This is a genomic window from Paenibacillus sp. FSL H7-0357 (genome assembly GCF_000758525.1).
GTDB lineage: Bacteria > Bacillota > Bacilli > Paenibacillales > Paenibacillaceae > Paenibacillus_AQ.
Map to the genome: position 1 here is coordinate 6,776,491 of NZ_CP009241.1, position 14,946 is coordinate 6,791,436.

Sequence of the window (14,946 nt, forward strand, 5' to 3'; positions counted from 1 at the left end):
TAATACTTTATTTTATTTGGACACTGACTACAATCCCTTCTAAAAAAAACAGCCCCGATGACCTAAAAAAGCATCATCGGGACTGTTGTAGAAGTTCCACACATTTTTTACTGGTTCCATAGTTTTTTAACTAGTTCTATACTTTCTTTACTGGTTCCCTACTTTCTTATCACCAGACAAAGATGATTCCGTTAAATAATAATGGGAAGTGAGATCCCGCATGCATAAAGCGGTTTCCAATCGTATATGGATAATCGGTTAAATAAAAGTGGAAAGTACCCCTCAAATATAAAGTTAAATAGAAGTGGGAAGTAAAACAAGCGGTAATATGAGCTTGTTTTTTTATTTTGCATGATGATCTTTAATGTAATTATCAGAAGGTCCATTGCATTTTTTAGAATAGAAGGTTAGATTACTAAACATTCATTAAATTGTTAATCGGGAGAGTTTATAACGCGCTATGAATTATCTAAACTATAACGAACAAAAGCACTCGCTATCTAAATCCTTCCCCAGTTTTTCACCAAATGATTAAAGATTTCTTCCTCTAATTGATTGCGGGGAACTTTCTTTCCAATAATTTCAGATGGAATAACACACGTTCTAAATTCTTTTATAGAATTTTTGACGATTAGACGAACGTGATCAGGCGATGACTTTACTACTTCAATTGTGCAGTTAATGTTACGATCTTCTACTAAAAATTCTTTAATTTTCTTAATCGTAGGAAGAATATCATCTAAAGTGTATTCAATGTTTTCCATCAATTTTAAATTCACATCACGTGCAAATTCGTCCACCAAGTCCGAGAATTTCTTGGATTCACTCATAAAATATTTCTCCTTATCAAGCAGGATTTTTATAGGTATTTTACTATTAAATAGTATCAATAAAGGAACGGTGGTGCAAGATATGCCTGTTTGTCATAAAAAAACAACGTTAAATTTAGAAATGACCGAAGGAGAATTTTTAATGATGAGGGACTTATTTACAGCTTTGCTGCTCACACAACGCTGGCCTGATGGGTCAATTATGGATGATAAGTTTTCAGATTTCGCAAAAAAAGTGCATATTGAATTTAAGCGGATATAAAAAAAGGGAAGGTTAACTACCTTCCTTTTTTAGTTTTATAACTAGGCATTGTTCTTTAAGCAAAATAATGTCCTTTACTAAGAATTGATTCAGTAATTCTACCTACTTATCTTGACTCTTGTAGTATTTTTTAAATTTCCATGAATATCAAAAACAATAAAATAATCATATTAATTATTAATATAGTAATACTATGAGAAGGAATATAGTTTGTTTTATCAAAATTGAAAAACACAATTAAGAAAGATAAAATTATGAGAACGTATATGATGTAATAATTAAACACTAAAGAAAATTATACGATAAAAAATGAAGGGACAATGACTAACCAAAACAAAAAGGCATTTTCGACCAGAAATAAAGCCATAACATTAAAACCTAATATGTAAAGCGAAAAAAATAACACATGTTTTTTGAACATATTACTTCCCTCCCCTTCTCTTAATTGGAGGTTTGTAATACCTTTCCTTTTTAAAGTAAATCTCTTTTATCTCCCTTATAGATAATTAATAACAGAACTGCAAAGATAGCTGTATCGTTTAGCCCCGTATTAAAACCATCAAAATCATAACCCGTGGCCATTAAAAAAGCACAAAATAAGGTTGAAAGATACGCCAATGGTTTGAAGAATCAATAAAATATTTCAAAAAATTTAAGTGCTTATATATTCACTTTACTGAGGGTGAATTTTATGTTTTATTAAATCTTCAATTAGGGAGTTGACCTCATTTTCAGTCATATTCCGTATTTTGCTTCCATTAATAAATTACTCTAAAACTAACTTTAATCTTCTAGTTGATTCTAACATCTCAGTTTCGTTATCAAGTTTCTTTCGGAGTTTTAAATTTATGATCAAAAGACTCATCCCTAACCCCACAATCGCAATACCATCGCAAATTATCGGTACCCATTCATTGACGGCATCTGTATTAAACGTTTTTCCTCTAGTAAATGCAAAGATAATAAGGGTCCATAAAATGGATATTATAATAGCCTGACTATTCTCCAGTTCAGCAAGTAGAGTAATAATCAAAGACAATGCCCCAACCCCTATAAACCAAATGGGCGATAACATAGAATGAACTACAGGAATAAAGTTAATATTCCAATTACTATACATGCAACTGCTACCACACGGGTAATGTCCAATCTATTTCTTTCATTACGAATATCAAGTGGCCCCATTTCTATTCCTCCTATAAATTTCAATGCTTTTAGCTTTATTTAGATAATACAACAAACAAAGGAGGTTATTTGTTACTTATTTGGAAATATTATTAATTCGATATATTTTAGTAATCGCAGCTCTCGTCAGTATTTATTTGGCTAAAGTGCGTTCCGACCTTATAAAAAGATTGGAAATGCTCAACTTGCTCCTTATGGTTCTTCACCTCTTTTTGCAAGCCCTAATAGAAAGATAAAGTAAGCTAACATAAACATAATTTATAACATAACCGATACCTTATCCTTACAAAAAAAAGAACCTGTAGGACAATAGGTTCTTTTTTGCACCCTTAAATATTTATACATTCTAGTCTAATCTCTTGTGCCACTGCTTCCGAAAAGCTTGGCCTTAACCCAGCTTTCCGAATAATTCTCCACTGTAGCACCAACTCTTTGTCACGGCGCAGTTCCTCTGCTACATACTTAACTCTACGAATTTGAAACTCTTCAAGAGTCTCCACAACCTGCTGTATAAATGCAGTTGTTAAAGGCACTTTCTGAGAATGTTTTTGTACAATACCCAGCTCAGAAATCCGTTTACCAATCATACTGACGGATATACGCTCGGGATTTTCCCTGTTTGAAGGCTCCTCTTTGACTACAATGGGCTCTTCTCCTTTTATCCTTTAATGTAGACTTAAGCTAGAATTTATCAGTAAAAGGAAAAGCCAAGCGAGTAATCAGGAATAGCCACCTGATATCGTCTGGCAGAGATCTATAAATTCAAAGGAATTGTCAAAAGATATTATCCTGTTTTCGCCTTCTTTTTCTCAATCTTTGGTTTTTCATTCATGGTTACAGGAATTCCTAGCGGATCAGCAACTAACATTAAATTATTTATTGTTCCGTTAATTGTATCAAGTATGTATTTCATATTTTCGTCCTTGTACTTCTCTTCATGATGAGTAACTCTTTTCATTGGGTCTCCAAGCGGAAGGCCGTTATAAAACATCTGCATGGTATACCCTGCTTCTGCTGTTTTTTTCAGAAGAGAATCTGATATATCTACAAATGGTTCATAAATCAATGTAAATTTTACAAAGGCCTTCTTTTCGCCTTCTTCCACACCTTTACGATATTCAATCTCCATTAATGCTTTAATTTCTTGAGGTCCACTATGTTCAAGAGGATTATTTTTCTTCTTAATTGCTTTAATAGAAGTGGAACCAATGAAACCAATAATAAAGCTGATGATTATACTTAGAATAAAAACAGTCGTCGACATTATCCAACTCCTTAACATTTATAAAAAATAAAGTAATTATTCTCGGTAATAATCCTATATATCTTGGGTCTATTGTACTACATGAATATTTAATCTTCTACTTAATTCCTTATAAAAATTCAATAGATTCCGAATTTATCAAACCCAAAAGTAATGAGGTTTTAGGTCAGGAAACAATTGATACAATTTAAATTTGCTTCGGATTAAATCATTCGGTACACTTTTTTGCAATCCATACTCTAACGTAAATAAAGCAGAATAAATTGCATCCCATTCATGTTCAGAGCAATTTTGCGGGAGAAATGTCTTACTAAATTTATTTAAGTTTCCCACATGTCTGATTTTGTTTATAAGAAAAGAATTCATTGTTTTCGAAGGAGCCTTTTTACTCAATGTGTACTTTGTTTTGGTCTCAGCATAATAAGCAACTTTAGGATGAGTTTCATTAATTATAGCATTGGGAAATTTCTTTGAAAGTAAGTCTCCAAGCATAATGCCCTGAGTAAGCATGGAACCACGTGCCCCATTAATAGAAAAAACACTACGATAAGCCAGTTTGTATTTCATTTTCAAATACCTATCCATAGGCCTCCAACCACATCTGTAAGTTGACCACCACAAACAAGAATCAATTCCAATAGCTATTACAGAGTCATTAGAACTGATAGACATACTGATCCAGCGAATAATCGTATTTACTGACTTTTCGTTCTTTGTTTTAACATCAATGATTTTATTTCCTTTAAGAAAAATCAATGCAACTCCGTTTTTGTTTTGCCCTCCTGGATCGATTCCAATTACTACATCTCTCATTTAATACCTCTTTCATTTCATAATTTTATAGGATTCAAGTTAATTGCTATATTCACTTTACTGAGGGAAAACCTTATGTTTTATTAAGTCCTCAATTAAGGAGTTGACCTCGCTATCAGTCATATTCCATATTTTATTTCCATGTATAAATTTCTCTAAAACTAACTTTAATCTTCTGTTCGGTTCTAAAATTTCAATTTCATTCTCCAGTTTCTTTTTTTGCTTGTAAAAAATGAGTAATAGACTAAATCCTAAAGTGAAAATAGCAATACTATCACAAATTATTGGTGCCCATTTATCAATGGCTTCAGTATTAAACGTTTTTCCTCTAACAAAAGCAAAAAGAATAATAGTCCATATAAATGATAACCAAATAGCTTGCGTGCTCTCTAATTCGGCTACAGCCGTAAAAACAAGAGCTAAAGCCCCTACGGCTATAAACCAAAGTGGAGTTATAAAAGAGTGTATAGAAGGAATAAGAGTGATAAAACTAGAACAAATAAATAAAATGCCCATTATTCCTATTATTTTCAATATATTTCTTTAGTACCAATTCTTCAGCGGATTCATTTATACTCCCCCTATTATTTTAGAAAATCTAAAGGTTATTAGATTTATTTAGATAATACAACAAATGAAGGGGGAGGTAAGTGATTTATATGGAACTAATAATAATACGTGCACTTTTAATAATTCAGGCTCTTACTTGTATATATTTTGCTAAAAAATATACTGATCTTATAAAAAGATTGGAAATGGTAAATTTACTTCTACTAATTTCATACTTTTTTTTACTTACCATAATAAGGTAGTAGTCTAGTTGCAAATACTACGATTATAACTAATCTCCTTAAAGAGCCTATAAAGTCATAGGTTCTTTTCGTTTTCATATCAAATATTTTTACACTCTAGATGAATCTGTTGTGTAACTGCTTCCGAAAAGCCTGGCCTTAAACCAGCTTTACGAACAATTTTCCACTGTAACACCAATTCTTTATCACGGCGAAGTTCCTCTGCTACATACTTAACTCTGCGAATTTGAAACTCTTCAAGTGTCTCCACAGCCTGATGTATAAATGCAATCGTTAAAGGCACTTTTTCTGGATGTTTTTGTAAAACACCCAGTTCAGCAATTCGTTTACCAATCATACTGACGGTTATACGCTCAGGCTTTTCCTCAGTTGAAAGCTCCTTTTCGACTACAGTAGTTGCGGCGATAAGCATCTGCTGGTCGCGCGCTTCCCAATTCACCCGAGTATCTGAATACTTTTGGGGTACCGTTATATCAGGTAACTGTTGATACAACCACTGGTTGTCATGCCGATAGAGCCAGGCAAAATCCTTTGGTGCCATTTCCCTAAGCTCTTTTCTGGTGGCCAGGGGATGAATTTGTTGCAACTGGAGCCATCGTTTTCTCCGCTTATTTCTCTCACGATCCTCAGGCACCTCTCGTGCACAAATAGCTTCTTCTTGAACTCCCCCAGCCAATATTCTCTTGTATTTGATAACCGTACCTCTATCGCAACCAAGTACTGAGGCGATACTCGTAATCGTTTTACCTTCTGACGACAATTTAAGCAGTTGCTTCTCCCACGTTTTCCCGAAAACTTTGACTTCACCGATTCGGGATCGATCCTCTACCGTCCGATCGGGCCCACGGCGGGAATATACAAATCCACAAGGACAAGAAAATGTCCCCATAGGCAGTCCTGTATCATAGTCCCGTGTTATCTTCACTTCACGAATGGTCGCGTGCCCGACATGACTTGCACCTCGATTTAAGCAAGGCCATGGCCCTTCACCGAAGGGAAGATATTTTATTTCCGTGGTAAAAAATATATCAGGACTCAACCCTAAAAAATGCATCATTAATAAATGTTGAATCGGATGTGCGGCTCCACGCTGTTTTCGAACCATTTTCAATAACCAATTTTGTTCCTTATAAATCACTTCACAATCTAGTGATCTAAGAAAATCTCGGCCATAAAAACCTACAAAAGACCGCATAAACTTTTCATTATGAACCTTTCCTGAAAAACTTGCATAACCTTCCTGCTGTAAACAAGCGATATATTTTTCTCGGATCACCTCTAGTCCAATAATGGGTGGTTCATTTCTCAATAGCCAATACGCTGCATTGGCTAAAAAACGCTCATGTTCCGAGGGATTATCCTGACTAACTTCCTCCCCTGAAGTAATCGCTTGTGATATATCAATAAACTCGTGTTTATTCTCTCGACTCGAAACTTGAAGTGAACTAGTAAGAAGCCGCGAATAATGCTTATGACAAATGTGTATCCCAGGAATTTGGTGACTAATGTGCCAATAAGGTTCTCCAAATTGATTACAGTCTTCGACTATGCACTCATGGCAATATCGCATATGAGAAAGGAAAGGAATACGACTAGCAAGTACACCAATAGTTGTATGTACATCACCATCCATCTTCATCTTCTCAATTACCTTTTCAGCACGATCAGGAGGTAAAAAGGGTGCATATAATCGATACAAGGTTAGATTTTGAATCATTCGTTCGGGAGTAAAATGTGTGCCCACGGGGAGATTAGAGTGTAGTATAGAAAGCCTTGTTGGTAAATCGTAAACGGCAGATGCCGTTCTGCTTGAAAATGCATCCTGTACGGTTTCTTTACTACCGATCATTACATTTCGGCTAACCAAATTGAATCTAGCTAAGACACTGTACAGCAATTCATCAGGATGAGGATTAAACTCAAAGATCATTCGCTTCCCTCCTATACCGCATAGAATTCCAATGCATTTCGAATGTAACCTGCTTCCCCTAATGCATCATAAGGTGGTTTCCGTACAGACAATGCCTGAGCATAAATTGCTCGTAAATCCTGGTCGGAGTAGGACACATTTTTATCGGCTCGTGATTTCGGGTTTCTTCCCACCTTGGGCTGACTCTGTTCTTCTTTTGAAACTCGTACCAATTCGAAAGCATCCCACATCGCTATTTTAATGTCATGACTAGCACCATTTCTGTCGAGCGCCTTTTTTGCACATGCTTTTGCTAATTCTTGTTCGACCCCCATATTGACAAGGTTCATCGCAATTTGTATCACTAACAATTCTTCATCCGCTTCACCAACAGATTCCACGCTCTCCAGCTTTTGCTGCATAGCAAGAGTATTCATGCGACCCGATACAACCAGTTTTCCCCGCTGATTTTGGTAAAAATTATTGAGAAGATCTGCCTCTAGCGGAATAACATCCCCGTAAGTAATCAATTTTTCTTCATCACCATTTCGAAGAGCATCAAGGATCGGTTGAGCCGTTTTCATATGTGTTTTAGCAGTTTGTTTAATCAGTTGAGGTGTAATTTTCTCTACCTCTGCAAAACCAATTAAGGACCATTGAATAAGCATAAAGAGTTTAACAGCAATATCAACAATACCCTGCGACTGGTCATACATCATATCTCTAAGAGAATCGTCCAAAGGCGTATACTCACTGGTAAACTGATACTTCCAAAGCTTTTTAATGAACATCTCCCATTCACGATCGTCTACGGATAAAGGGGTCCATATCATCTCGCCTTGCGACAATCCACGTCGTACCTGCGCAAATTCCTTGGTCAGAATCTGCTGGGCTTTGTGGGTGCCAATTAGTATAACAGGGACTCCAATTTGATTATTTAGCTTGACAAAGAAATTAAGCATTTGTTCGGCGCCACCACTGGCTGCTTTGTTTAGTCGCTGAATTTCATCAATGACCAAAACTCCAAGACCTAACGAAGAGGCAATGAGCGACATCTCAGGTAGAAGCTCATCAGCAGAGCGTCTGCTCTTGTAAAACTTTCTATAAAAATCCGTACCCATAATGACATCTACGGATTGAAAGAAATTAAAGACGAGCGCTTTGATTGATCCGTTATACGGACATTCAAGTTTCAACCATACAATCTGGTGACGTTCAAACCTATGACCGTTATATTCATGGTGTACAATTAATTGAGGGTAGTACGCTAATACACGTTCAACCGATTTTGTTTTCCCAACTCCACTGGTCCCCACAATACTAAACCCAGTCGCCGCTGACGAAAGTACAGGCTTCGTGTAATCATCCTCCCCATCCCACTTTAACTCTGGATATGCGGAGCGTAGTTGTTTCGTCCACTCCGCAGAAAGTGGATTACGCGTGACATAGCCTCCCCTAATCACCCTAGAGATTCTCTGATGCAAATCAAGCTGGTTAGGAGTAGGCTGAATTAAATTGGAAACGCGCTGGACAGCATGTTGACGGTACTCAGGCGCCTGTTCACGTTCGGATTCCAAATACGCAGGTTCAAGCCGAAGCTGAACGGCCGCCTCTTTCGTGCTTAAAATTGGAGGGAGCGCAGCAATATATACATTATGCTGATGCATAGGGTCTAGCGATTCTGTATATCTTGCTATAGCTCTGTTTCCGACAAATGCATGGGTCCCATCTGCTAAAATTTGTTTTTTAATATCATTCATCGAGGTCCTCCAATACATTTAAGAATGTATCACGCTTATTCGTTTTTGGACGTAAAATGTCATTTGTATCTTCCTCTTTGCGCGGTAATTCAATTACCTTGCTTATGTCTTGAGAAGATAATTTCTTTCCAATATCAAATTTTTCTGTCTCCCGATTAACTTCTTTTTCCTCTCGTCGATTATTTCGAATTTCTTTAGTTCTTGCCGTGTTGCTTTTATCTGATCGATTAAGCTCCGCATTAGTCTTTTGGGTAGCTTCGTCAATAATGGCATTACGTTTAGCGCTGTACTCCGTCTTAGATTGTTGTGTTCGCGTGCCTGAAAGTTCTCTGTTTATTTTTGCTATTTCATTATAATCTCTGGCCTCTTCCAGCGTCGTTCCCTTGTATCTCGCTGAACGCCCTGTTAGTTCACAGCGTTCGAATCCTTGTCTATTCTTGGCTTGAATATAAATGACATCCGTACTTCTAAAGTCATAGGAAATCTGAATTTTCCACTTTCCTGTTGATGCAGCTTGTTCAAACCATGCTTCTCTAATTGCAGTTTCACAAGAATAATACATATCTTCATATCTAATGCCTTCACGTGTAACGGTTGCCTCATCTTTAGGCATAAGGTGAAAGCGAACAAAATCTGATGGAAATGTGCGAAGCCCTCCGCCACGATGTGGAATCCCCCAATTCCAAAGATCAGTTGGATAGGGACTAACATGAGCAGCAATCATGTCCTTATCCATTTCATAGTAATCCATATACTTCTCCAGGTTGTGCTCTAGCACGGTTTCAATGATGCACTTAGTAAACTCATCTAAAGTCATTTTTCCATCTAATCGATAATCTTTTTCCCCACGTTCACGTTGTCGTTTGTGCACCGCTCCTGGAAGCCATTTAATAGCCTTTACATTTAGAAGATTAAACATTTGTTCTACGTAAGGCTTCCAATCCGCACGATAAGGTGCAGCATTGAGAAGAGGGGTATGGAGACCACCCACTACATTATCCGAAGCTTTACTTTTCAGTTCCGCGTTATCGGCAATAATCGCCTTTGGTAGATGATGAACAGGCCACTGTTCTTCATTGATGGAGATCCCGTATTGCTTACAATAATCGACCTTATTTTCAAATGCGTTGGCCAACGCCATGCGAGCGCCCGTCCAACTTGGTCCCTCTAATCCCACGTACATTCCAACAATTAACCTACTGAATGCATCAATCACGACGTAGATAACGGGGCGACCAATGAGCCGCGTACGATCAAATCGAGATACTAAATATACATCCCCAATCGTTGCATCGATTTGATATATCGAGCCTGGGCCAAAGTGTTCATCTATAGCCGAGTTAAGTACAGCACGACGTTTTAGATTATGTTTACGCATTCCCTCATTATTAATCGATCGTTCTCGCGCATTGTATGTTCTGTAATACCACGCTTTAAATGAAGCGAAAGTAGGCAGTTCTTCTTTTGGTGGCAGTAAGGGAATTTTATTTCCCTCTTTATCTTTTAAATCCCCTACACTAAAATATTTTGCAATCATCTCATCATAGGATTTCGGTAAAGATTTTCGTTTTTTTGGAAGATAAAACTGCTTTACTGATAAGCCAAAGATACGCTCAATATCTTCAGTAATATTAACACCTGCAGGTACATTAATCCCTTTAGAAAGCCTGGATGGCCTTCCTAACTTATTTCCGTTATGGCTTTTCTTTTTTCCTTTCCCTCCCTTACGAAAATGGGCCTGTGATACGGCACTGATCAGTTTACCACCAGCCCAATATCGACGAAGGTATTTATAATATGTCTTTGCCGTCGCCCCACTTAACTTCATATGATCACATATTGCTGCCCACCGAAGCTTTTCATTGTATATGTCTGGCTCATCAACCACCAAATCTTTTATTAGCTCCCAAGCTTTATTATTTTCTTCCTGTTTTACTGTACTTGGAGATAGTGAAGAAACATTAAATCTTACATAAGGATCAATTTGCCGTACTATTGCTGCATCCTCATTCAAGGCACTTGAAATAGCCTCAACTTGGCGCAAATGTGGAAAAAACACCTGTTCCTCAAAGGGTGAATTAAGCCGAATTACGTAGCATTCTGTATAACTAGGATTGATCCAAAGTATTCGTTCCATGTACTCCGTTTCAACCCATTCAATCAGCATACCCACGGCTATCATGAAACATTGTTCTCCTTCCCTTTGTTATTTTGCATCTCAGTTCGTTCAACATAAATACACTTTGAAGGGTGAATCCGCTTGTTCAAATCAATACTCCATCTCTTAGTAGCAATAAAATGCTGAACAGCCCATAGAGATGACCCGATTTCAAGTCCAAGCATCTCATCAACCCTTAGCGATGCTTCTGATAGCGAGTACCCATTCGGATGAATCACTTCCTTATATAAGGTAGGTTCAATTTGTTCTAACACATGTTGATTTTGATTAAACGGAGAACCTTCAAGTTGCCGACATCCATGAAACCATTCAATATTTTGTGCCATTTCTTTAGGTATTTCTTTTTCAGTAACGATGCCCCAATCTACATCTCGTTCAAACCAATACATACGTTCTAGTTCTAGCTTATCAATGGTGCGTTTAGAGGCGAGTTGATTGGAAGGAAGAACAGTTCGTGCAATCATCCGATCATTTCCATCTTGATTAACATTGATAACAAAATCTGTTGTCATAACCAGAAGTTCTTTTGTTTTAGAGTCGCTTGGATGTTTTATATTCAGCGCTACAGACAAATCGTGTGTTTTGTCGAGAGAGAGGGGATATTTTTCGCGGATGTCGCTCACATTATCAGACCATTCTAAGATATAGAAATAAAAACGCTCTAATTGAGATAAAAAGTGATGAATTCGCTCTGTTTTCCAGCCCAAAACTCTTCCCGATTGCGAATTGCTCCCCGCAAAATCTCGAACTGTGGTCCATGGCTTATAATTCTTTCCTTCCCCTTGTCCTAGTTTCGCTTTGATTTTATTTTTTGTAGTCATCGTTTGCATGTTGTCACCTCTTGGTCTTTTAATGTGCCTGTAAATAATCTTTAAATCCTTCTGGTTATGACAGCATATTAAACGTTATTCCAAGCAATTGCATTCCAATATTTTTCCAACCTAAAGATTATCCAAAAAACATATCATAATGCGATTTAATAATCTTTTCTTTTCTTTTTTGGGTGATGAATTTTCAAAAAAAGTCCATATTATTCCCTGCCAATGACCTCATATTTCATTTATGTCCATAAAATGTGATCTCCAAAACACATAAAGACAAAAAAACCCTAAACCATTGTGATTTAGGGATTACATTATTTATAACAGAGGATTATTTATGAATTTTCAGGAAAAAGTTAAAGGCATAGAGATTTTGAAAAAACTGTTCTGTATTATTGCTTTCGCAGTGCATTACAGAATTATGAAACATATCTCTCAGCTCTTTCTGAACTGTTTCCTCATCCAAATGTTTAATTATATTCGGGGGCAATGGTTGAGCATTACTAGAAAGGAATAGTAAATCCCTCCAGGTTTGTGGGAAATCAATTTTTTCTCCTTGAAGAGCATTTACAGCTCCATTTTGTTTTATTTCATCGAAAGTTAGTAAATACGCTTCAAGATAATCACTATTAGGTTTTGTACCGTGTACAAATTTCAAAACACGACCTTTAAGTGTCTTAGGTCTCACGTCTTTTCCGTATTGGAATTTCAATATATTTCTTAGTTTTTTAAGGAAAATCTTTTCTTCTTCATCGCTTAAGTTAAAAATAGCATCGCGAATATTCTGTATGTACATTTTCAACCCCCAATCTTTTCTTTAGGATTTCTCAAAATATACATCTTTACAAGACAATTCTATCCAAAAGGCCAAAAACCTCTTTTTCTATAGAATACTGTATAAAAACTGCAATTGAACATTTTCAATTTCAAAAAAATAAAGAGCCTATCGAATAGGCTCTTTACATGGTATAAGTCCAACTTCAGAAAAATAATAATATTTACTGAAGCATCCTCGGTTGTTGTACGCCAGGTTATTTTTGCAGCAAGCGATTCAAATATAAGTCTTATATTTACATAGAGTATATTACTGGGTTATACCATACGCTTTGAAGATTGGGCGCTTGGCTATCTATTATTATAATTAATAGATACTACCTTTCCCAACAATTGATACAAGAGGACAGCTAGTATCACATTTATATATTATTTATTACTTATTTTCGTAGTTGTTAATTCATTGGTCATAAAAGAGAATAATTTGTATAAATTCTTCTCATGTTTATTATGAATATTGAATGGTAATACCGTTTAGTGGAGGTGTTGTAATTGCAGTGGAAATTACACGAGGATACACGCTTTTCTACGGGATTAATCCAGTATTACTCCCGTCAATTCTTACTTCCCACTTATTTAACGAAGATTCTCCTCTCTCGTGGGATTACAAATGAAGACCTATATTATTCCTATGCTTATCCCAGTTTAGCGGATCTCCATGATCCATTTCTGTTCAAAGAAATGAGAACAGTCGTATATCGAATCTATAGGGCTATTATGAACGGCGAACGGATTAGTATTTTCGGCGATTATGATGCGGATGGAATGACATCCAGTGCGCTTCTTTATCGTGCGCTGTGCAATTTAAAAGGTAGTGTTTCAGTGATAGTCCCCACCCGCGCCGAGGGTTATGGGCTCTCAGTAGAAACTATCGAGAAAATCGCAATAGAGAATCCTTCACTAATTATCACAGTAGACAACGGTTCTAATTCGCATGCGGCTTTAGCCGCTGCGGCAGCCAAGGGAATCGATGTTATTGTAACGGATCATCACGAGATCACGGGTGAACTCCCTAAATGCTATGCTTTTATCAATCCAAAACGAAAAGATGACACCTATCCTTGTACCCACCTATGCGGAGTTGGGGTGGCCTTCAAAATTATTCAGGCGCTGTTTGCTGTGCGTAAAGATCTGGATTGGTATAAACATGCCTGGGAGTATCTGGAGCTTGTAGCCCTGGGGACGGTCGCCGATTTAATGCCGCTTGTGGGCGAAAACCGTACGCTTGTGAAACTAGGGCTCTATAAAATGAATAACGATCCTTCAGAACCATTTAAGAAACTATTTCAGCTTCTACGGATTTCAAATATTGATAGCTCCACCCTCTCTTTTCTGATTGCTCCTATATTCAATTCGGTTGGGCGCATCGGTAATCCTAATTTTGCGGTTAAGCTCTTAGCAGAGAAAATAAGTCATGAAGATGCGATCATTTTTATGATTGATCTAAACGAAAAGCGAAAATATCTAACGGATGTCCAATTTAGACAAGTTGATGAGACCATTCAGAGGCTACACCTCCATAGTCAAGATCTGATTGTTGTAGCCGATAAGCTACATGAAGGCTTGATTGGAATTTTAGCCGCTAAAATTACAGAGAAATATCAAAAGCCCACCATCGTGTTTACGGATCGTGGGAAGGGATCTGCACGGTCGGTTTCAAACACGTCGTTTTCTATTGTGGACGCCATTCAAAGTTGTAGCCAATATCTAAAGACCTTTGGCGGGCATCAGGCCGCAGCAGGGCTTTCGCTAGAGCTCAACCAGCTTCCTTCCTTTACAGCTGCGATTCAAATTGCTGCTCGAAAACAATCCATCATCCAGCCCTCTAAAATGTATCATCATGAACTCCCTATCCAGAGATTTGATGATGAACTCTTTGAGCACCATATGATGATGGAGCCGTTTGGCATCGGCAATGAGAAACCCCTTTATTCCAGTTCTGCAATTCCAAGTCATTATCGAGTGGAGCCTTTCGGCAAAAACCAAGTTCACGCTTCACTTCACTTTCATCGAAAAAAAGCTCTTGCGTTCTACAAAGCTTCTTCGTTTCCGAATGCCCAAAGTAAAGCAGTCGAATTTTTATATAGTGTAAATTCCTATCCAAGAAAAGATTTTATCGTAAACGATCTCAAGTTTTTTAACCATTAATAATTTAAAAAAAGGAAAAAACTTACAACTAAATACAATAGGAGCCGAGAAAGTCGGCTCTAAGATGATGGCGCTATACTGTCTTAGTTAATTCAGGGCAGATAGTCTTTCCTACGGGTCAGGAACATA

The 14,946-nt window shown here is 37.1% G+C and carries 11 protein-coding genes; 1 reads left to right on the forward strand and 10 read right to left on the reverse strand.

Features of this window, described 5'->3' with window-relative positions; genetic code table 11:
• Window positions 1-500 precede the first annotated feature (500 nt).
• The 10 genes from H70357_RS29890 to H70357_RS29940 all read right to left on the reverse strand — a co-directional run bounded on the left by H70357_RS29890 (window position 501) and on the right by H70357_RS29940 (window position 12,631).
• A complete protein-coding gene (locus H70357_RS29890; RefSeq protein WP_038596803.1) occupies window positions 501-830 on the reverse strand; it encodes a hypothetical protein in 330 nt (109 codons plus the stop codon).
• 1,028 nt (window positions 831-1,858) lie between these two features.
• Window positions 1,859-2,212, reverse strand: coding sequence for a hypothetical protein (locus H70357_RS29895; RefSeq protein WP_156130962.1), 354 nt, complete (start codon window positions 2,210-2,212; stop codon window positions 1,859-1,861).
• A gap of 849 nt (window positions 2,213-3,061) precedes the next feature.
• Window positions 3,062-3,541, reverse strand: coding sequence for a hypothetical protein (locus H70357_RS29905; RefSeq protein WP_038596810.1), 480 nt, complete (start codon window positions 3,539-3,541; stop codon window positions 3,062-3,064).
• Window positions 3,542-3,679: 138 nt separating this feature from the next.
• The gene (locus tag H70357_RS29910) at window positions 3,680-4,354 is read right to left on the reverse strand and encodes a DUF429 domain-containing protein (RefSeq protein WP_038596813.1); all 675 of its coding nucleotides are present in this window, start codon (window positions 4,352-4,354) and stop codon (window positions 3,680-3,682) included.
• Window positions 4,355-4,411: 57 nt separating this feature from the next.
• The gene (locus H70357_RS29915) at window positions 4,412-4,888 is read right to left on the reverse strand and encodes a hypothetical protein (RefSeq protein WP_156130963.1); all 477 of its coding nucleotides are present in this window, start codon (window positions 4,886-4,888) and stop codon (window positions 4,412-4,414) included.
• A 357-nt stretch (window positions 4,889-5,245) separates the two neighbouring features.
• A complete protein-coding gene (locus H70357_RS29920; protein ID WP_038596818.1) occupies window positions 5,246-7,096 on the reverse strand; it encodes a TnsD family Tn7-like transposition protein in 1,851 nt (616 codons plus the stop codon).
• Window positions 7,097-7,107: 11 nt separating this feature from the next.
• On the reverse strand, window positions 7,108-8,835 hold the full coding sequence (locus H70357_RS29925) for an ATP-binding protein (RefSeq protein WP_052092330.1): 1,728 nt from the start codon (window positions 8,833-8,835) through the stop codon (window positions 7,108-7,110).
• Complete coding sequence (locus H70357_RS29930) at window positions 8,828-11,017, reverse strand: TnsB C-terminal domain-containing protein (protein WP_052092331.1); 2,190 nt, start codon at window positions 11,015-11,017, stop codon at window positions 8,828-8,830. Before H70357_RS29930 ends, H70357_RS29925 begins: the two co-directional genes overlap by 8 nt.
• A complete protein-coding gene (locus tag H70357_RS29935) occupies window positions 11,014-11,844 on the reverse strand; it encodes a heteromeric transposase endonuclease subunit TnsA (protein ID WP_052092332.1) in 831 nt (276 codons plus the stop codon). Before H70357_RS29935 ends, H70357_RS29930 begins: the two co-directional genes overlap by 4 nt.
• Window positions 11,845-12,166: 322 nt before the next feature.
• Entirely contained in the window at window positions 12,167-12,631 is a 465-nt protein-coding gene (locus H70357_RS29940; protein WP_038596821.1) for a hypothetical protein, read from the reverse strand.
• Window positions 12,632-13,161: 530 nt separating this feature from the next.
• On the opposite strand from H70357_RS29940, the gene recJ reads away from it, so the two are divergent.
• Window positions 13,162-14,817: a single-stranded-DNA-specific exonuclease RecJ gene (gene recJ, locus H70357_RS29945; RefSeq protein ID WP_038596824.1), complete on the forward strand. Its 1,656-nt coding sequence runs from the start codon at window positions 13,162-13,164 to the stop codon at window positions 14,815-14,817.
• Window positions 14,818-14,946: the final 129 nt, after the last annotated feature.